The 21,573-nt window shown below is 75.8% G+C and carries 6 protein-coding genes; all 6 read left to right on the forward strand.

Translation table 11 applies throughout. From position 1 onward, the window contains the following. Positions 1 to 37: 37 nt before the first annotated feature. Genes ACR807_RS32780 through ACR807_RS32805 form a run of 6 tightly spaced genes read left to right on the forward strand, consistent with a single transcriptional unit; the run spans position 38 to position 21,459 of the window. Complete coding sequence (locus tag ACR807_RS32780) at positions 38 to 15,013, forward strand: type I polyketide synthase (RefSeq protein ID WP_438925349.1); 14,976 nt, start codon at positions 38 to 40, stop codon at positions 15,011 to 15,013. 7 nt (positions 15,014 to 15,020) lie between these two features. Then, a complete protein-coding gene (locus tag ACR807_RS32785) occupies positions 15,021 to 18,089 on the forward strand; it encodes a type I polyketide synthase (protein WP_438925350.1) in 3,069 nt (1,022 codons plus the stop codon). Then, positions 18,086 to 18,943, forward strand: a complete 858-nt coding sequence (locus ACR807_RS32790; protein WP_438925351.1) for a 3-hydroxyacyl-CoA dehydrogenase family protein — start codon at positions 18,086 to 18,088, stop codon at positions 18,941 to 18,943. The genes ACR807_RS32785 and ACR807_RS32790 overlap by 4 nt, the downstream gene beginning before the upstream one ends. Before the next feature lie 43 nt (positions 18,944 to 18,986). Continuing rightward, positions 18,987 to 19,238 (forward strand): acyl carrier protein, encoded by a 252-nt coding sequence (locus tag ACR807_RS32795; protein ID WP_438925352.1) that lies wholly within the window; start codon positions 18,987 to 18,989, stop codon positions 19,236 to 19,238. Between the two features lie 29 nt (positions 19,239 to 19,267). Further along, positions 19,268 to 20,401, forward strand: coding sequence for an acyl-CoA dehydrogenase family protein (locus tag ACR807_RS32800; RefSeq protein WP_438925353.1), 1,134 nt, complete (start codon positions 19,268 to 19,270; stop codon positions 20,399 to 20,401). Beyond that, complete coding sequence (locus tag ACR807_RS32805) at positions 20,398 to 21,459, forward strand: HAD-IIIC family phosphatase (protein WP_438925354.1); 1,062 nt, start codon at positions 20,398 to 20,400, stop codon at positions 21,457 to 21,459. The genes ACR807_RS32800 and ACR807_RS32805 overlap by 4 nt, the downstream gene beginning before the upstream one ends. Positions 21,460 to 21,573 lie beyond the last annotated feature (114 nt).

Raw genomic sequence — 21,573 nt, forward strand, 5'->3', positions numbered from 1 at the left:
GCCCGGGACCGGGCGCCACCGCAAGGAGGACCGCGGCATGACCACCGACGACCGGACGCTGGACTACCTCAAGAGGCTGACCACCGAACTCCGCGACACCCGGCGCAGGCTGCGCGAGGCCGAGGAGAGCGGGTCCGAGCCGCTGGCCGTCATCGGCATGGCCTGCCGGCTGCCCGGTGGGGTGACCTCCCCGGAGGAGCTGTGGGAGCTGGTGGTCCGGGACGGCGACGGCATCACCGGCTTCCCGACCAACCGGGGCTGGGACCTGGGGTCGCTCTACCACCCGGACCCGGAGCACCGCGGCACCAGCTACGCCGACGCGGGCGGTTTCCTCCACGACGCGGACGAGTTCGACGCGGGGTTCTTCGGCATCTCCCCCCGCGAGGCACTTGCCATGGACCCCCAGCAGCGGCTGCTGCTGGAGGTCGCCTGGGAGGCCGTGGAACGGGCCGGGCTGGACGCGGCCTCGTTGAAGGGCAGCGACACCGGCGTGTTCGCGGGCGCGATGCGCACCGAGTACGTGTCCGGGCTGGGCTCGGTGCCCGAGGACGTCGAGGGCTTCCTCGGCACCGGCTCGTCCAACAGCGTGCTGTCCGGCCGGCTGTCCTACTCGCTGGGCCTGGAGGGCCCGGCGGTCACCATCGACACGGCGTGCTCCTCCTCCCTGGTCGCCGTGCACCTGGCGGCGCACGCCCTGCGCTCCGGCGAGTGCTCGCTGGCGCTGGCGGCGGGCGTCACCGTGATGGCCACGCCGGAGACGTTCGTCGAGTTCTCCCGGCAGCGCGGCATGGCCCCCGACGGCCGCTGCAAGGCGTTCGCCGCGGCGGCCGACGGCACCGGCTGGTCCGAGGGCGTCGGCGTGCTGGTCCTGGAGAAGCTGTCCGACGCGCGCCGCAACGGCCACCGCGTGCTCGCGGTGGTGAAGGGCTCCGCCGTCAACCAGGACGGCGCGTCCAACGGCCTCACCGCCCCCAACGGCCCGTCGCAGCAGCGGGTCATCCGCGCGGCCCTCGCGAACGCCGGTCTGTCCACGGCGGACGTCGACGTGGTCGAGGCGCACGGCACCGGCACCACCCTCGGCGACCCCATCGAGGCGCAGGCGCTGCTCGCCACCTACGGCCAGGAGCGCACCGAGCCCCTCTACCTGGGCTCGATCAAGTCCAACATCGGCCACACCCAGGCCGCCGCCGGCGTCGCCGGGATCATCAAGGCGATCGAGTCGATGCGGCACGGCGTCCTGCCGCGCACGCTGCACGTGGACGAGCCGTCCCCGCACGTGGACTGGTCGGCGGGCGCGGTCGAGCTGCTCGCCGAGCAGCGCCCGTGGCCCGAGGTGGGCCGCCCCCGCCGCGCGGCCGTGTCGTCCTTCGGCCTGAGCGGCACCAACGCCCACGTCATCCTCGAACAGGCACCCGAGGTCGAGGAGACCGCCGAGACCGGCACGCCGCCCGCCGTCCTGCCGTGGGTGCTCTCCGCCCGCAGCCAGGAGGGCCTGCGCGCCCAGGCCGACCGCCTGCTCGCCGTCGCCACCGACACCGGCACCGACCCGCTGGACCTCGCCTGGTCGCTGGCCGGCACCCGCACGCCGCTCGAACGCCGCGCCGCGGTCGTCGGCTCGACCCGCGAGGACCTGGTGGCGGGCCTGACCGCGCTGGCCGCCGGCGAGCCCGCGGTGGGCGTGGTCGAGGGCGCGCCGCTGGTCGGCCGCACCGCGTTCCTGTTCTCCGGCATCGGCTCGCAGCGCGTCGGCATGGGCCGCGAGCTGCACGCCGCGTTCCCCGCCTACGCCGAGGCGTTCGACGCCGCCGCCGCCGCGCTCGACGAGCACCTGGACCGGCCGCTGGCCGAGGTCGTGTTCGGCGACGACCTGGACCTGCTCAGCCGCATGACCTACGCCCAGCCCGCCATGTTCGCGGTGCAGGTGGCGCTGTTCCGGCTGCTGGAGTCCTGGGGCGTGCGCCCCGACTTCGTCGTCGGCCACTCGGCGGGCGAGCTGGCCGCCGCGCACGTGGCCGGCGTGTGGACGCTCGCCGACGCGGCCCGGATGGTCGCCGCGCGCGGCCGGCTGATGGAGGCCCAGCCCGCGGGCGGGGCCATGGTCAGCGTGCAGGCCACCGAGGAGGAGGTCCGCGCCGAGCTGGTCGACGGCGTCGGCATCGGCGCGATCAACGGCCCGGACTCGGTCGTGCTCTCCGGCGACGAGGAGGCGACCCTCGCGGTGGCGGCCGTGTTCGCCGCCCGGGGCCGCAAGACCAAGCACCTGCGCATCACGCACGCCTCGCACTCCGCGCGCATCGACGGGATGCTCGCCGAGTTCGCCGAGGTCGCGGACGGCGTCACCTACCACGCGCCGCAGATCCCCGTGGTGTCCAACGTGACCGGCCGGCTGGCCGGCCCGGACGAGGTCACCACCCCCGGCTACTGGCCCCGGCACGTGCGGCAGCCGGTCCGCTTCGCCGACGGCGTCGCCTGGCTGCGCGCCGAGGGCGTCGTCCGGTTCGTCGAGCTGGGCCCGGACCCGGTGCTGGCCGGCGTGGTCGCGCGCGCCCTGCCCGACGACGCCGTGCTCAGCCTGCCGGTGCTGCGCGGCGACCGCCCCGAGCCGGTTACCGCGATGACCGCCCTGGCCGAGCTGCACGCCCGCGGCCAGCGCGTCGACTGGACCACCCACTTCGCGGGCACCGGGGCGCGCGCGGTGGACCTGCCGACCTACCCCTTCCAGCGGGAGAGCTTCTGGCTGCGCGGCACCGGCGCGGCGGGCGACCCGGCCGGGCTGGGCCTGGTCGACGCCGACCACCCGCTGCTGGGCGCCTCCGTCACCCTGGCCGACGGCGCCGGGCTGCTGTTCACCGGCCGGGTCTCGCGCACCACCCACCCGTGGCTGCTCGACCACGCCGTCGCGGGCACCGTGCTGGTGCCCGGCACCGCCCTGGTCGAACTGGCCCTGCGCGCGGGCGACGACGCCGGCTGCGCGCACCTGGAGGAACTGACCCTGCACGAACCGGTGCTGCTGGCCGACGCGCTGGACCTCCAGGTCGTGCTGACCGCGCCGGACGACTCCGGCCGCCGCGCCGTCACCCTGCACTCCCGCGCCACCGACGGCGAGTGGACGCGGCACGCCTCCGGCACGCTCGCGCCGTCCGCCCCGGCGGCCGGCTTCGACCTGGCCGAGTGGCCGCCCCGCGACGCCGCCCCCGTCGAGCTGGACGACGTCTACGAGGTCTTCGCCCGCAACGGCCTGGAGTACGGCCCGGTGTTCCGCGGCCTGCGCGCGGCCTGGCGGCGGGGCGACTCGGTGTTCGCCGAGGTCGCGCTGCCGACCGGCGGCGACGCGGAGAAGGACGCGGAGCGCTTCGGGCTGCACCCGGCGCTGCTCGACGCGGGCCTGCACGCCATCGGCCTGATGACCGGCGAGGGTGCCGGCGCCAAGCTGCCGTTCCTGTGGCAGGACATCGCCCTGTACGCCACCGGCGCCACCGCGCTGCGCCTGGAGCTGACGCCCGGTAGGTCCGGCGCGGTCACGCTGCGCGCGGCGGACGGCACCGGCGCGCCCGTCGCCGCGGTCGGCTCGCTGGTGCTGCGCGAGGTCGACGCCGAGCACTTCCGGGCGGCCGAGCCGACCGGGCTGGAATCGCTGTTCCGCCTGGAGTGGCGGCCCGTGCCCACGCCCGGGGCCGCTCCGGTCGAGTGGGCGCACTACGACTCCCTCCGGCACGACTCGCCGGCCGAGGACGTGCCGCCGGTCGTCGTGCTGCCCGTGAGCACCGGCGGCGACCCCGTCGCCGCCGCCCACGCCGCCACCCGCGACGTGCTGGCCGTGCTCCAGCGGTGGAGCGCCGAGGAGCGCTTCGCCGACACCACGCTGGTCGTGCTGACCCGTGACGCGGTCGACGCCGAGGTGGTCGACCCGGCCGCCGCCGCCGTGTGGGGCCTGGTGCGCTCCGCCCAGTCCGAGCAGCCCGGCCGGTACGTGCTGGTCGACACCGCGTCCGGCGGGATCGACCCCGACGTGCTGGCCGCCGCGCTGGCCACCGGCGAACCGCAGCTCGCCGTGCGCGACGGCGGGTTCACCGCGCTGCGCCTGGCCGCGGTGCCCGGCCGCGACGAGCTGGTCCCGCCCGCCGAGGGCGAGTGGCGGCTGGGCATGACCGAGCGCGGCAGCATCGACAACCTGCGCCTGGAACCGCGCGCCCTGGAGCCCCTGGCGCCCGGCGACATCCGCGTCGCCGTCGCCGCCGCGGGCCTCAACTTCCGCGACGCGCTCAACGTGCTCGGCATGTTCGAGGGCGACCCCGGCCCGCTGGGCAACGAGGTCGCGGGCATCGTGGTCGAGGTCGGCGACGACGTGCGCGACCTGGCCGTCGGCGACGCGGTGATGGGCGTCGCGGTCGGCGGCATCGGCACCGTCGCCACCGCCCAGCGCGCCATGGTCACCCGCGTCCCGGACGGCTGGTCGTTCGAGACCGCCGCGTCCGTGCCGCTGGTCTTCCTCACCGCCTACTTCGGCCTCAAGGAACTCGCCGGCCTGGCGGCCGGCGAGTCGGTGCTGATCCACGCGGGCGCGGGCGGCGTGGGCATGGCCGCCGCGCAGATCGCCCGCCACCTGGGCGCGGAGGTCTACAGCACCGCGAGCACCGGCAAGCAGGACGTCCTGCGCGGGTACGGCCTGGACGACGACCACATCGCCGACTCCCGCACCCTCGACTTCGAGGCGCACTTCCTGGCCGCCACCGCCGGGCGCGGCGTCGACGTCGTGCTCAACGCGCTGACCGGCGACTTCGTGGACGCCTCGCTGCGGCTGCTGCCGCGCGGCGGCCGGTTCATGGAGATGGGCAAGGTCGACCAGCGCGACCCGGCGGAGGTCGCCGAGCGGCACCCCGGCGTGCACTACCGCCCGTACGACCTGATCGAGGCCGGCCCGGAGCAGTTCACCCGGATGTGGGCCGAGGTCGTCGAGCTGTTCGACTCCGGCGCGCTCACCCCGCTGCCCGTGCGCACCTGGGACGTGCGCCGCGCCGCCGAGGCGTTCCGCTTCATCAGCCAGGCCAAGCACGTCGGCAAGCTCGTGCTGACCGTCCCGCGCGGCCCGGAGCACGACGGCACGGTGCTCGTCACCGGCGGCACCGGCGGCCTCGGCGGGATGCTGGCCCGCCACCTCGTGGTCGAGCACGGCGTCCGCCACCTGCTGCTGACCAGCCGCAGCGGCCCGGACGCGCCGGGCGCGGCGGAGCTGGCCGCCGAGCTGACCGGCCTGGGCGCGGAGGTCACGATCGCCGCCTGCGACGCGGCCGACCGCGCCGCCGTGGCCGCCCTGCTCGACGCCGTCCCCGCCGAGCACCCGCTGACCGGTGTCGTGCACTCGGCGGGCGTGCTGGACGACGGCCTGCTCGACGCGATGACCCCCGAGCGGCTGACCCGCGTGTTCGCGCCCAAGGTGGACGCCGCCTGGCACCTGCACGAGCTGACCCGGCACCTGCCGCTGCGCTGGTTCGTGCTGTTCTCCTCCGCCGCGGGCGTGCTGGGCAACGCGGGCCAGGCCAACTACGCCGCCGCCAACGGCTTCCTGGACGGCCTCGCCGCCCGCCGCCGCGCCGAGGGCCTCGCCGCCCAGTCGCTGGCCTGGGGCCTGTGGTCCGGCGGGATGCGCGGGCAGCTCGGCGACGAGGGCGAGGAGCGGATGCGGCGCAGCGGCTTCCCGCCGATCGCGCCCGTCGAGGGCATGGCCATGTTCGACCGGGCCCTCACCGTGGACCGGGCGGTCCTGCTCGCGCTGAAGCTGGACCGGGCCACCGTCCGCGGCATCGCCGCGGACACCCCGATCTCGCCGCTGGTGCGCGAGCTGGTCGGCGCGTCCGGCCGGGCCAAGGCCAAGGCCGCCGCCACCGGGCAGGCGGGCGAGCTGCACCGCCGGCTGGCCGGTCTCGACCGCGCCGCGCGCGACGAACTGCTGCTGGACCTCATCCGGCGCGAGGTCGCCGTGGTGCTGGGCCGCGCCGACTCGGCCGCGATCGAGGCGGACCGCGCGTTCAACGAGATCGGCTTCGACTCGCTGACCGCCGTCGAGCTGCGCAACCGGCTCGGCGCGGCCACCGGCCTGCGGCTGCCCGCGACGCTCGTCTTCGACTACCCGACGCCCGCCGCGCTGACCGACCTCCTGCGCACCGAGCTGGGCGGCGAGGACGTGGTGCGGGCGCAGGTCGTCGCGGCGGCCACCTCGGACGACCCGATCGTCATCGTCGGCATGGCCTGCCGCTACCCCGGCGGCGTCGGCTCGCCCGAGCAGCTGTGGCAGCTGGTCGCCGAGGGCCGCGACGGCGTGGGCCCGTTCCCCGACGACCGCGACTGGGACCTCGCCACCCTGTTCCACCCCGACCCCGACCACAAGGGGACGACCTACGCCTCCGAGGGCGCGTTCCTGACCGGCGCGGCCGACTTCGACGCGGACTTCTTCGGCATCAGCCCGCGCGAGGCGCTGGCGATGGACCCGCAGCAGCGGCAGGTGCTGGAGACCTCGTGGGAGGCCCTGGAGCGCGCGGGCATCGACCCGAGGTCGCTGCGCGGCACCCCGACCGGCGTGTTCGCCGGCGCGCTGTCCAACGACTACATCTCCCGGCTCACCGCGATCCCGGAGAACGTCGAGGGCTTCCTGGGCACCGCCTCGTTCGCGAGCGTGGTCTCCGGCCGCGTGTCCTACTCGCTCGGACTGGAGGGCCCGGCGGTCTCCGTGGACACGGCCTGCTCCTCGTCGCTGGTCGCGGTGCACCTGGCCGCGCAGGCGCTGCGCTCCGGCGAGTGCACGCTCGCCCTCGCGGGCGGCGTGAACGTGATGCCCTCGCCGAACATGTTCGTCGAGTTCTCCCGGCAGCGCGGCCTGGCCCGCGACGGCCGCTGCAAGCCGTTCGCCGCCGCCGCCGACGGCACGAACTGGGCCGAGGGCGTCGGCGTGCTGGTGCTGGAACGGCTGTCCGACGCGCGCCGCAACGGCCACCGCGTGCTCGCGGTGGTGAAGGGCTCCGCCGTCAACCAGGACGGCGCGTCCAACGGCCTCACCGCCCCGAACGGCCCGTCGCAGCAGCGCGTCATCCGCGCGGCGCTGGCCAACGCCGGACTGTCCACCTCGGACGTCGACGTGGTCGAGGCGCACGGCACCGGCACCCGCCTGGGCGACCCGATCGAGGCGCAGGCGCTGCTGGCCACCTACGGCCAGGACCGCGAGACGCCCCTGCTGCTCGGCTCGGTCAAGTCCAACATCGGCCACACCCAGGCCGCCGCCGGCGTCGCCGGGATCATCAAGATGGTCGAGGCGATGAACCGCGGCGTCGTCCCGCGCACCCTGCACCTCGACGAGCCCACCCCGCACGTCGACTGGTCGGCGGGCGAGGTCACCCTGCTCGCCGAGCAGGTCGAGTGGCCCGGGGTGGCCCGGCCGCGCCGGTCCGCGGTGTCGTCGTTCGGCATCAGCGGCACCAACGCCCACGTCATCCTGGAGCAGGCCCCGGCCGAGCCGGAGGCCCCGCGCGAGGTCGTGCCGCCCGCCGTCGTGCCGTGGGTGCTCTCCGGCGCGACCCCGGCGGCGGTGCGCGCCCAGGCGGCGTCGCTGCTGCCCAGCTCGGACTGGCCCAGCTCGGACCGGCCCGGCGCGGACCGGTCCGCCGGCGAGCCGGTGGACGTCGCCCTGTCGCTGGCCACCACCCGCGCCGCGCTGGAGCACCGGGCCGTCGTCGTCGGCGCGGACCGCGAGGAGCTGCTCGCCGGCCTCCGCGCGGTGGCCGACGGCGACCCGGGCGCGATCACCGGCACGGCCGCCGCCGGTCGGCTGGCCGCGCTGTTCACCGGTCAGGGCGCGCAGCGCGTCGGCATGGGACGCGAGCTGCACGACGCGTTCCCGGCCTTCGCCGCCGCCTACGACGAGGTGCTCGCGCACCTGCCCGGCGTCCGCGAGGTCGTCTTCGGGGACGACCCGGAACGCCTGGAGCGCACCGAGTTCGCCCAGCCCGCGCTGTTCGCGCTGGAGGTGGCCCTGTTCCGCCTCGTCGCCTCGTGGGGCGTGAAGCCGGACCTGCTCGCGGGCCACTCGGTCGGCGAGATCGCCGCCGCGCACGTGGCCGGGGTGTTCTCCCTGGCCGACGCGGCGGCGCTGGTCCTGGCCCGCGGCCGGCTGATGCAGGCGCTGCCGCCCGGCGGCGCGATGGTCGCCGTCGAGGCCACCGAGGACGAGGTCCGCCCGCACCTGACCGACGACGTGTCCCTGGCCGCCGTCAACGGCCCGCGCGCCGTCGTGCTCTCCGGCGCGGAGGGCCCGGTCCTCGCGGTGGCCGGTCGGTTCGCCGACCGCCGCACCACCCGGCTCACGGTCTCGCACGCCTTCCACTCCACGCTGGTCGACCCGATGCTCGCCGACTTCGCCGAGGTCGCCCGGGGCGTCACCTACGCCGAGCCGGCGATCCCGGTGGTCTCGACGCTGACCGGGCAGCTCGCCGACCGGCTCACCGACCCCGGCTACTGGGTCGAGCACGTGCGCGGCACCGTGCGGTTCGCCGACGCCGTGCGCACCCTGCACGAGCGGGGCGCGACCGCGTTCCTGGAGCTGGGCCCGGACGCGGTGCTGACCGCGATGGGCCGCGCCACCCTGCCGGAGGACGCGGTGTTCGCCGCCGCCCAGCGCAAGGACCGCGACCAGCCGCGCACCCTGCTCGCCGCGCTCGGCGCGCTGCACGCCCACGGCGTGCCCGTCGACTGGACCGCCTACCTCGACGGCAGCGGCGCCCGCGTGGTCGAGCTGCCGACCTACCCGTTCCAGCGCAAGCGCTACTGGCTGTCCGACCCCGGCGGCCCGGCCGCGACCGCGACCGGCGAGGACGCCCGGTTCTGGAAGGTCGTGGAGGGCGGCGACGTCGCCGAGCTGGCCGCCGAGCTGGACCTGCCCGACCACGGCGGGTCGCTGGGCGACGTGCTGCCCGCCCTGGCCCGCTGGCGGCGCGCCCGCGCGGTGGACTCCGAGGTCGACGACCTGGGCTACCACGCGCGGTGGGCGCCGTTCACGCCCGCCGCGACCGCGGCCACCGGCCGCTGGCTGCTGGTGACCCCGGCCCGCACCGACGACTGGTCCGCCGCCGCGCTCGCGGCGCTGGCGGGGGCCGAGGTCGACAGCGTCGTCCTCGACGCGCCCGACCGCGCCGCCGTGACCGCCGCGCTGGACGGCCTCGCGCCGTTCGACGGCGTGCTGTCGCTGGTCGCGCTGGACGAGACCGAGACCGACGGCCTGTCCTTCGGCGCCGAGGCCACCCTGTCGCTGGTCCAGGAGCTGTCCGCCCGCGAGTTCGGCGGTCCGCTGTGGACGCTCACCCGCCAGGCCGTCGCCACCGGGCCGCACGAGGCGCCGTCCTCCGCGCTCCAGGCGACGCTGTGGGGCTTCGGCCGCGCCGCGGCGCTGGAGCACCCGCGGCTGTGGGGCGGTCTGGTGGACGTGCCGGCCGAGCCGTCCGACCGGGTCCGCGCGCTGCTCGCGGGCGTGCTCACCGGTCCGCGCGGCGAGGACCAGGTCGCGCTGCGCGCGGCGGGCGCGTTCGGCCGCCGCCTGGTGCACGCCGCGCCCACCGAGCCGGAGCGCTCGTGGAAGCCCCGCGGCACGGTCCTGGTCACCGGCGGCACCGGCGGCCTCGGCGGCGTCGTGGCCCGCTGGCTCGTCGAGGCGGGCGCCGCGCACGTCGTGCTCGTCTCCCGCAGCGGCGAGGACGCCCCCGGCGCCGCCGCCCTGCGCGAGGAGCTGGGCGACCGGGTCACCGTCACCGCCTGCGACGTCGCCGACCGCGAGGCGCTCAGGACCGTCGTGGACGGCGTGCGCGACGACCTGCGCGCCGTGTTCCACCTCGCCGGCGTGCTCGACCTGGCGCTGATCGACGCGATGGACCGGGACCGCTACGCCGACGTGCTGCGCTCGAAGGTCGCCGGCACCCGCAACCTGGAGGAGCTGACCGAGGGCCTCGACCTCGACGCCTTCGTGCTGTTCTCCTCGATCGCCGCGTCCATCGGCAACGCCGTGCAGAGCGCCTACGGCGCGGCCAACGCCTACCTGGAGGCCGTCGCCCAGCAGCGCCGCGCCCGCGGCCTGCCCGGCACCTCGATCGCCTGGGGCCGCTGGGGCCAGGTCGGCATGGGCGTCGGCGAGCAGATCGACGCGATGCTCAGCGACCTGGGCGTGCCCACCATGGCGCCGGAGGTCGGCGTGGCCGCGCTGCGCCGCGCCCTCGACCGCGACGAGACCGCGCTGACCATCGCCTCCCTGGTGTGGGAGAAGTTCGCCCCGCCGTTCGGCGCGCTGCGGCCCAGCCCGCTGCTGGGCGACCTGCCCGAGGTCGTCGCCATCGCCGAGGCCGAGGCCCGCGAGACCGAGGAGGACGTCGAGGCCGCGGCCGCGTGGCGGACCCGGCTCGCCGGGATGCCCCCGGCCGAGCGCGAGCGCGTGCTGCTCGACCTCGTCCTCACGCACACCGCCGCCGTGCTCGGCCGCGACGGCACCGACGAGCCGATCGGCGCGAAGCAGCTGTTCACCAAGCTCGGCCTCGACTCGCTCACCGCGATCGAGCTGCGCACCCGGCTCAACACCGAGACCGGGCTGGCGCTGCCGCCGACCGCGGTCTTCGACCACCCGAGCCCGGCCGCCCTCGGCGCGCACCTGCTGGCCGAACTGGCGCCGCGGGGCGGGGAGGTCGCCGTGCACGGCCCCGCGCGGGTCGTCGCCGAACCGGGCCGGGAGATCGCCGTGGTCGGCATGTCCTGCCGGTTCCCCGGCGGCGGCGACGACCCCGACGCGTTCTGGCGCAACCTCGTGGAGGGCCGGGACGTCGTCCGGGAGGTCCCGGCGGACCGCTGGGACGCGGCCGAGTTCTACGACCCGGACCGCACCGCGCCCGGCAAGGCGTACACCCAGCAGGGCGCGTTCGTGACCGACATCGCGGGCTGGGACGCCGGGTTCTTCGGCCTCTCCCCGCAGGAGGCGCGCCGCCTCGACCCCACGTTCCGGCTGCTCATGGAGCTGGTGTGGGAGGCGCTGGAGGACGCCTCGCTGACCGCCGAGGAGCTGCGCGGCAGCCGCACCGGCGTGTTCGCCGGGCTGATCGACACCATCCAGTACTCGATGCGCCAGCTGGAGGCCGACGGCATCGAGGCGTCCGACGACCCGTACTTCGGCCTGGGCAGCTCGCTGTCCGCCGCCGCGGGCCGCATCGCGCACCACCTCGACCTGCACGGGCCCTGCCTGACCGTGGACACGGCGTGCTCCTCCGCGCTGAGCGCCGCGCACCTGGCCGTGCAGAGCCTGCGCCGCGGCGAGTGCGACATCGCGATCGTCGGCGCCAGCTCGGCGATCATCAACCCGGACCTGTTCGTGCAGAACAGCAAGATGAGCATGCTCGCCGCCGACGGCCGCACCAAGACCTTCGACGAGTCCGCCGACGGCTACGTCATGGGCGAGGGCGGCGGCGTGGTCGTGCTGCGCCGCGCCGAGGACGTCGGCGCCGGCCGGCGCGCCCGCGCGATCATCCGCGGCAGCGCCACCAACCAGGACGGCCGCAGCAACGGCCTGACCGCGCCCAACCGGGCCGCGCAGACCGCCGTCATCCGCGCCGCCCTGGCCGACGCGGGCGCGACCCCGGACGAGGTCGGCTACGTCGAGGCGCACGGCTCGGGCACCCAGCTCGGCGACGCCATCGAGATCACCGCGCTGGGCGAGGTCTTCGGCGACCGCGCCGCCCCCGAACCGCTGTTCGTGGGCGCGGTCAAGACCAACGTCGGCCACACCCTGGCCGCGGCGGGCATGGCCGGCCTGGTCAAGACCGTGCTGGCGCTGGAGCACGGCACCCTGCCGGGCAACCTGCACATGGAGAAGCCCAACTCGGTGATCGTGCCGGACGGCCCGGTGCGGCCGGTGCCGGGCGCGCGGCCCTTCCCGGCCGACGCGGACGGCGTGCTGCGCGCGGGCGTCAGCTCCTTCGGCTGGTCCGGCTCCAACGTCCACTTCGTCCTGGAGCGCGCGCCGGAACCCGAGGCGCCGCGACCGGGCGAGCCGTGGCAGCTGCTGGCGGTGTCCGGGCACGGCGAGGCCGCCCTGCGGGAGAACGCCGAGGCGCTGGCCGACCACCTGGAGGCGCACCCCGAGCTGGACCTGGCCGACGTCGCCCACACCACCAGGGCCGGGCGGACCGCGCTGCCGGTGCGGTCGGCGCTGCTGGTGCGCGACACCGCCGACGCCGTCGCCGCCCTGCGGGCCGGCATCACCGGCTCGGTGGTGGAGGACGAACGGCGCTCCGCCCTGCTGCTCCCCGGCACGCCGGGCGCGTGGCGGGGGACGACGGGTGAGCTGTACCGCACCGAACCGGCGTTCCGCGCCGCGGTCGACGAGTGCGCGGCCCTGCTCAACGGCCGCGTGGACCTGCACGACGCGCTCTACGGGGAGGGCGGCGGCGCCGACCCGGCCCTCGTCGAGCGGGCCGCGGTGTTCGCCGTGGAGTACGCCCTGGCGCGGCTGCTGGCCGCCTGGGACCTGCTCCCGGCCGCCGTCCTCGGCCGCGGGGTCGGCGAGTGCGTCGCCGCGGTCGTCGGCGGCCTGGTCCCGACCGGCGCCGGCCTGGCCCTCGCGCTGGACGGCACCGTGCCCGCCACCGCGACCGACGCCCTGATCACCGTCGTGTCCCCGCGCACCGGGGCCCCGATCACCGCGGCGGAGGTGCGCGACCCCGCCTACTGGGCCGCCGACACCGACCGCTTCGCCGACGGCCTGCTCACCCTGGGCCGGCACGCCGAGGTCCTGGTCGAGGCCGGGCTGGGCGAGGCGGGCGCGGAGGCCGCGGGCGAGTACCTGGCCCGCACCCCCGTGGTGTCGCTGCTGCCGGACCCCGTGCCCGGCGCGGACCGGCGCGGCTGGCTGGCCGCCCTCGGCGCGCTGTGGGAGCACGGCGTGCCGGTGGGCTGGGCGCGCGGCGCGGGGGAGGACCGCCGGTTCGTCCCGCTGCCCGCGTACCGCTTCCAGCGCACCCGCTACTGGCCGCAGACCGCCGCGCGCGGCGCGGACCGGTCCCTCGGCGACCTGGCCGCCGCGCCCGAGCGGGCCGCCGACCGGCTCGTCTACGACGGCCTCAAGGCGTACGCGCCGACCTGGCGCCGCGACAGCACCCGCCCGGCGCCCGCCGAGCCCGGACCGCTGGTGCTGCTCGCCGACGACGGCTGGTTCGCCGACCGGTTCGCCGCGCTGGCCACCGCCGCCGGTCACCGGGTGGTGCGCCCCGAGCCCGGTCGCGCCGACGTGGACGACTACCGCGCGCTGCTGGCCGGCACGCCCGGCGCCCCGCTGCGCGTCGTGCACGCCCACGGCCTGGCCGACACCGCCCTGGAACGCGGCTTCTTCGACCTGATGAGGCTGGGCAAGGCCATCGGCGCGGAGTGCGCCGACCGCCGGGTGGAGCTGCTCACCCTGGCCGCCGGCGGGTTCGACGTGCTCGGCGGCGACGCCCGCGACCCGCACGCGGCGACCATCGCCGCGGTCACCGACAGCATCGCCGCCGAGTACCCGCTGGTGCGCTCGCAGTACGCGGACTTCGGCGACGACGTCGGCTCGGGCGGCGACCCGGCCGCCCAGGCGCTGCGCGAGCTGGACGCCCTGGCCGCCTCCACCGCCGGCACCGTCGACGGCATCGGCGTGGTGGCCTGGCGCGGCGGTCGCCGCTGGGTGCGCGACTTCGACGAGGTCGAGCTGCCCGAGGTCGACGACGCCGACGCCTGGCGCCCCAACGGCGTCTACCTGATCACGGGCGGCCTGGGCGCGCTCGGCCTCGCGCTCGCCCGGCGGCTGGCCGGGATCGGCGCGCGGCTGGCGCTCACCGGCCGGACCGCGCTGCCGCCGGAGGACACCTGGGACGCGTGGATCGCCGAGAAGGGCGTGGACGACCGGACCAGCGGCGTGCTGCTGGCCGTGCGCGAGCTGCGCGCGCTGGGCGCCGAGGTGCTCGTCGCCCAGGCCGACGTCAGCGACCCCGAGCAGGTCGGCCCGCTGGTGCGCCGGGTCCGCGAGCACTACGGCGAGCTGCACGGCGTCGTGCACGCGGCCGGCGTCGCGGGCGGCGGCCTGCTGCAGAACCGCAGCGAGGAGCAGGCGGCGGCGGTGCTGGCCCCGAAGGTGGCGGGCACCCTGGCGCTGGCCGACGCGCTGCGCGCCGACCCGGTGGAGCTGCTGGTGCTCTACTCGTCCATGGTCACGCTGACCGTCGACGTCGGCGAGACCGACTACTCCGCGGCCAACGCCTTCCTCGACTCGTTCGCCGTCGCGGAGGCCGTCACCGGCGGGGTGGCGAAGAAGGTCGTCTCGGTCGCCTGGGGCCCCTGGCAGCTCGACCCGTGGACCACGGCGGGCCTGGCCGGTTCGGCCGAGGCGCAGGAGGAGTCCCGGAAGTTCCGCGAGGAGCTCGGCATCCCCACCGACGAGGGCACCGGGCTGCTGTCCCGCGTCGTCGCCTCGGACCAGGCGCAGGTCACCGTGTCGCCGATCAAGCTCACCGACGTGCTGGCCGCGCTGGCGCAGATGGGCACGACGGACGCGCTGGTCGGCGGCGGCCTGACCGAGTCCACCGGCGAGCGCTACCCGCGCCCGGACCTGCGCGTGCCCTACGTGGCCCCGCGCACCCCGGTCGAGGAGCGGGTGGGCGTGGTGTGGCAGGACTGCCTGGGCCTGGAGCGCGTCGGCGTCAACGACCCGTTCTTCGACCTCGGCGGCACCTCGCTGATCGGCATGGTGGTGATCGGCCGGGTGGGCAAGGAGTTCGGCGTCGAGCTGGCCCCGGCCACCCTCTTCGAGAAGCCGACCATCGCCGAGTTCGCGACGCTGCTCGACCGGACGGGCGCCGCCGGGAACGCGGCCGAGCCCGAACCCACCGTCGACGCCGAGGACGTTTCCGCGCGCGGTGAACGCCGTCGCGCCCGCGCTGCCGGCCTGCGCAAGCGCCAGGGCCGGACCGGAAGGTGAGGACCCGATGACCAGCCCAGAGCCGACCACGCGAGAGTCGGACACCCGAGAGTCGGCCACCGCGGGCCGCGACACCAGCGGCGACATCGCGATCGTCGGCATGGCCGGGAACTTCCCGGGCGCGCCCGACATCGCCCGCTTCTGGACCGAGCTGTGCGCCGGCCGCGACGGCATCACCCGGATGAGCCGCGACGAGCTGCTCGCAGCCGGGGTGTCCCCGGCGCTGGTGGACGACCCGGCGTTCGTCCCCGCGGCGGGCCTGCTGGAGGGCGTCGACCTGTTCGACGCCGACTTCTTCGGCTACCGCGCCGCCGAGGCCGAGCTGCTGGACCCGCAGCAGCGCCTGTTCCTGGAGTGCGCGTGGCACGCGCTGGAGGACGCCGGCGTCGACCCCGGCCGGGTCGAGGGCCTGGTGGGCGTGTTCGCCGGCAGCGCGCCGCCCGCCTACCTGCTGTCGAACCTGTTCCAGGACGAGGCCACCGTGCTCGCCCACGGGCCGGACCGGCTGCTGCTGCTCAACGAGAAGGACCTGCTCGCCTCCCGCCTGTCCTACGCGCTGGACCTGACCGGCCCGTCGATGAGCGTGCAGAGCTGCAGCTCCACCGCGCTGGTCGCGGTGGCCCAGGGGTGCGGCAGCCTGCTCACCGGCGAGTCCGACCTCGTCGTCGCGGGCGCGGTGTCGGTCGTCGTCCCGCAGGACCCCGGCTACCTCTACCGCCCGGGCAGCCTGTTCGCCCCGGACGGCGTGAACCGCGTCCTCGACGCCGGCGCCAACGGCAAGCTCCCCGGCAACGGCCTGGGCGTCGTCGTGCTGCGCAGGCTGGAGGACGCGGTGGCCGACGGCGACCGGGTCTACGCGGTCATCCGCGGCTGGGCGGTCAACCACGAGGGCAGCCGGGGCCGCCAGGGCTTCGACCTGCCGGGCGTGCCGGGGCAGGCCGCCGTGGTCGCCGAGGCGCTGGCCGCCGCCGACGTGGAACCGGACGAGGTCGACCACGTCGAGGCGTCCGTGATGGGCACGTCGTTCGGCGACATCGCCGAGATCCGCGCGCTCCAGGAGGTCTTCGACGTGCCCGGCGTCGAGCGGGTGACGCTCGGCTCGACGGACGCCAACCTGGGCCACATCAACCAGGCCGGCGGCATCGCCCGGCTCATCAAGGCCGCGCTCGCCCTGCACCACGAGCAGCTGCCGCCCGCGGTGAACTTCACCGCGCCCAACCCGCAGCTCGCCCGCTCCGGCGACAAGCTGGTGGTGGTCGACGAGCTGACCGACTGGCCGCGCGGCGAGCGGCCCCGGCTGGCCGGCGTCAGCGCGTTCGGCTTCGGCGGCACCGACGCCCACGTGGTGCTGGAGGAGGCACCCGAGGAGGAGGCGCCGGACCGGGGCGTCGAGCGCCCGCACCAGCTGCTGATCTGGTCGGGCCGCACGCCGGCCGCCGCCGACGCCGCGACCGGCCGCCTGGCCGACAGCGCCGCCGGGTGGTCGGACCTGGCCGACGTCGCCTACACGCTCCAGTACGGCCGCAAGGCGTTCGAGCACCGGCGGATGACCGTGGCGACGGGCCCCGCCGACGCGGCGGACGCGCTGTCCTCGCCGACCCGGGTGCTCGCCGCCGCCGACGTGGCCCCGCGCCGCGCCGGGTTCCTGCTCACCGGCGTGGGCGAGCAGTACGACGGCATGGTGGCCGGCCTGTACGCCACCGAGCCGGTGTTCCGGGACGCGCTCGACGAGTGCGCCGAGCTGTTCCGGGCGCACCTGGGCTTCGACCCGGTCGCCCGCCTGGTCGGCCCCCGGGCCGCGGGCGGCGGCGACCTCGCCCGGCTGTTGGGCCGGGCGACCGACGACGGGCCCGCCGACACCACCGTCGTCCAGCCGGGCGTCTTCGCGGTGGACCACGCGCTGGGCGTGCTGCTGCGCACCTGGGGCGTCCGCCCGGCGGTGCTGGCCGGCTACAGCGTCGGCGAGTTCGCCGCGGCGGCGCTGGCGGGCAGCCTCACCCTGGAGGAGGCGACCGCGCTGGTCGCCACCCGGGCCCGGCTGATCTCGGCGCTGCCCGCGGGCGCGATGGCCGCGGTGCCGCTGTCGGTCGAGGAGCTGACCCGCACCGCGGGCGACCCCGCCGGGTTCGGCCTCGACGTGGCCGCGGTCAACGGGCCGCGCGCGGTCGTGGTGTCCGGACCGGCCGACGGGATCGCCGAGCTGGCCGGGAAGCTGGCCACCCGCGACATCCCGGTCCGGCCGCTGCGCACCTCGCACGCCTTCCACTCCCGCGCGCTGCGCCCCGTCGCCGCCGAGCTGACCGCCTGGGCGCGGGCCAACCTGAAGCCCGCCGAGCCCGAGGTGCCCTACCTGTCCAACGTCACCGGCCTGCCGATCACCGCCAGGCAGCTGGCCGACCCGGGCTACTGGGCCGAGCACATGTGCCGGCCGGTGCGCTTCGCCACCATGATCGGCCACCTCGCCGCCGAGCACCCGGGCACCGCGCTGGTGGAGCTGGGCGCGGGCCAGTCGCTGGGCGGCATGTTCCGCGGCCACCCCGGGTTCCCGCAGGACGCCTGGGCGCACCTCGTGCCCACGCTGCCCGGCGAGGCCGACCCGAGGCCGGACACCGAGGCGCTGGCCGAGGCGCTGGGCAGGCTGTGGCTGTCCGGCGTGGACGTCGACTGGCGCGCCCACCACGAGGGCCGCTCGCCGCGCAAGACGACCCTGCCGGGCTACGCCTTCCAGCGCGAGCGGCACTGGGTCGAGCCCACCGCCGGACCGGCCCTCGACGTCGCGCTCGGCGCCCGCGAGGCCGACCCGCTCGCCGGCCGACCGGTCTACCTGGTCGAGGGCGACACCGACCCGGCCGGCCGCGCGCTCGCCGTCCGCCTGGGCGCCGAGCTGGGCGCCACCGTCGTGTTCGCCGACGAGTTCGGCGGACCGGCCGACGACGTGGTCGAAGCGGTGCGGCGCGCGCACGGCCGCGTCGACGGCGTGCTCGGCGCCGCCCCCGGCCCCACGAGCACCGTCCCCACGAGCACCGTCCCCACGAGCACCGTCCCCACGAACAACGCAGTCAAGGAGGAGCGATGACCATCGTCGGAGTGGTCGGCGCCGGTGTCATGGGCACCGGCGTCGCCCAGGACCTCGCGCAGCACGGGCACCAGGCGGTCCTGGTGGACCGCGACCCGGACGCCCTGACCAGGGCGCTGGAGCGGATCGAGCTGGAGTGCCGGATGGCCCGGATGCTCGGCCGCCCCGAGGTCGACGCGGCCGAGGTGCTGTCCCGGATCACCACCGGCACGTCGCTGGAGCTGCTGGCCGAGGCGGAGGTGGTCATCGAGAACATCACCGAGAGCTGGCAGCTCAAGAGCGCCCTGTACCCGCAGCTGGACGCGGCGTGCAAGGCCGACACCGTGTTCGTGGTCAACACCTCGGCCATCCCGATCACCAAGGTCGCCGCGCTGACCTCGCGCCCGGACAAGGTCATGGGCGTGCACTTCATGAACCCGGTGCCGATGAAGCCGGCCTGCGAGTTCATCCCCGGCTACCACACCAGCGAGCAGACCAAGGACACCGTCCGCGCGCTGCTGGAGTCCATCGGCAAGAAGCCCATCCCGGTCAAGGACGCCTCCGGCTTCGTGTCCAACCGGGTGCTGATGCTGACCGTCAACGAGGCCGCGTTCCTGGTCCACGAGGGCGTCGCCGACGCCGAGACCGTGGACGAGGTGTTCCGCAGCTGCTTCGGCCACCCGATGGGCCCGCTGGAGACCGCCGACCTGATCGGCGTGGACACGATCCTCTACAGCGTCGAAGTGCTCTACGAGCAGTTCAACGACAGCAAGTACCGCCCCTGCCCGCTGCTCAAGCAGATGACCGACGCGGGCCTGCACGGCCGCAAGACCGGCAAGGGCTTCCACACCTACCACGGCGTCGGCGCGGGCTGACCGGCGCCGCACCCACCACATCACCACGAGAGAGGCCCAGAGCATGTCGCAGGACGTCCGCACCGAGATCCGCTCCTTCATCGCCGCGAAGTTCCCCCGGCTGAGCTTCACCGACGAGCAGGACATCTTCGCCCTCGGCTTCGTGAACTCCCTGTTCGCGATGGAGCTGGTCATGTTCATCGAGAAGGCGTTCGCCACGCGCATCCCCAACGAGGAGCTGATGCTGGACAACTTCCGCACGGTGGAGCGGATGACCGAGCTCGTGCAGCGGCGCACCGCCGCTGCCGCGCACTGAGCCGGGCGGTCGACGTGTCAGTGGAGGCGGTGACCGCGCCGTCGCGGGCGGCGGACCTGGCCGAGGTCGCGCGGTTCGTCGACCAGGAGGTCGCCCCGCGCGCCAACGAGTTCGACCGGGCCGAGCGGCTGCCGGACGAGGTGCTGCGCCGGGTCGGCGAACTGGGCCTGTGGGCGCCGTTCCTGCCGGTCGAGGTCGGCGGTTCGGGCATGGACATGGTCACCCTGGGGCGCGTGCACGAGGAGGTCGGGCGCGGCTGCTCCTCGCTGCGCAGCATGCTGACCGTGCACACCATGGTGTCCGCGTCGGTGCACCGCTGGGGCACCGACGAGCAGCACGCCCGGTGGCTGGGGCCGCTCGCGGCGGGGGAGGTCCTGGGCTCGTTCTGCCTGACCGAACCCGACCACAGCGGCAGCGACTCCACCGCCGAGGGCACCACCGCGGTGCCGGACGGCGACGGCTGGGTGCTGGACGGTCGCAAGACCTGGATCACCGGCGGGCAGGTCGCGGGCCTGTTCATGGTGTTCGCCCGCACCGGCGAGGGCATGAGCACCTTCCTGGTGGAGGCCGACCGGCCGGGCGTGCGCGTCACCCCGGTCCGGCACGTGATGGGCACGGCGGCGAGCATGCTGGCCACCGTGGAGTTCACCGGCGTCCGGCTGGACGGCTCCGCCCTGCTCGGCCCGCGCGGCTGGGCGACCGCGACGGTCATGACCAGCGCGCTGGACCTGGGCCGCTACAGCGTCGCGTGCGGCTCGGTGGGCATCATCCGGGCCGCGCTGGACGCCTGCGCGAGCTACACGTCCACGCGCACCGCCGGCGGCTCCCCGCTGCGCGACCTGCCGCAGATCCGCGCCATGGTCAGCGGCATGGTGACCGCGCGCGACGCGGCGCGGCTGCTGTGCGAGAAGGCGGGCGCGCTCAAGGACGCCGGCGACCCGGCGACGATCATGGCCACCTGGGTGGCCAAGTACTTCGCCTCCACCTCGGCGGTCCGGGTGGCGGGTGACGCGGTGCAGGTGCACGGCGCCAACGGGTTCGGGCAGGACCACCCGGTGGGTCGGCTGTACCGGGACAGCAAGGTCATGGAGGTCATCGAGGGCAGCACCCAGATCCAGGAGCTGACCATCGCGGCCGAGGCGTATCGAGAGGTGACGGGGTGACGACGGCGGACACCGCCGCTCCGGCGAAGCCGAAGCGCGGTCGGATCAAGTGCGTGGTGTGGGACCTGGACAACACGCTGTGGGACGGCACCCTCCTGGAGGACGGGCGGGTGCGGGTGCGCCCGGAGGTCGTGGCGGAGATCAAGCGCCTCGACGAGCTGGGCGTCCTGCACTCGGTGGCCAGCCGCAACGACCACGACGCGGCGATGGAGCGGCTGCGGGCCGAGGGGCTCGACGACTACTTCCTGCACCCGCAGATCAACTGGAACCCCAAGTCGCAGTCGGTCGAGCGGATCGCCAAGTCGCTCAACATCGGGCTGGACGCGATTGCGTTCGTCGACGACCAGCCGTTCGAGCTGGCCGAGGTCGCCCACGCGCTGCCCGCGGTGAAGACCGTGGACACCGCGCGGCTGGCCGAGGAGCTGGAGTCGGACGAGTTCCGGCCCAAGTTCGTCACCGACGAGTCCCGCATCCGCCGCGAGCTGTACCGCGCGGCCGAGGTGCGCGACCGGGTCGAGCAGGACTACGCGGGCACCAGCGAGGAGTTCCTGTCCACGCTGGACATGGTGTTCACCATCGAGGAGGCCAAGGAGGAGGACCTCCAGCGCGCGGAGGAGCTGACCGTGCGCACCAACCAGCTCAACGCCACCGGGCGCACCTACTCCTACGAGGAGCTGGACGAGCTGCGGCAGTCGCCCGACCACCTGCTGCTGGTCGCCTCGCTGACCGACCGGTACGGCGGCTACGGCAAGATCGGCCTGGCCCTGGTCGAGCGCGGGCGGCCCGCGTGGCACCTGCGCATGATGCTCATGTCGTGCCGGGTGATGTCGCGGGGCGTGGGCACGGTGCTGCTCAACCACATCATGCGGTTGGCCAAGGCCGACGGCGCGGTGCTGCGGGCCGACTTCGTGGAGACCGGCCGGAACCGGGTCATGTACGTGACCTACGCGTTCGCGGGCTTCGCCGAGGTCGCCCGGGACGGCGACCACCTGGTGCTGGAGTCCGACCTGAGCCAGATCCAGCCCATGCCCGCGTACCTGGAGGTGAACGCCGGGTGACCGCGGCGACCACCGCCGCGCGCTGGCTGCCGTTCGGCGCGTCCGGCGCCGGCACGCGGCTGTTCTGCTTCCCGCACGCGGGCGCGGGCGCGGCCGTCTACCGGGGCTGGTCCG

Origin of the sequence: Saccharothrix sabaoui (genome assembly GCF_051756985.1) — a bacterium.
Taxonomy (GTDB): Bacteria; Actinomycetota; Actinomycetes; order Mycobacteriales; family Pseudonocardiaceae; genus Actinosynnema.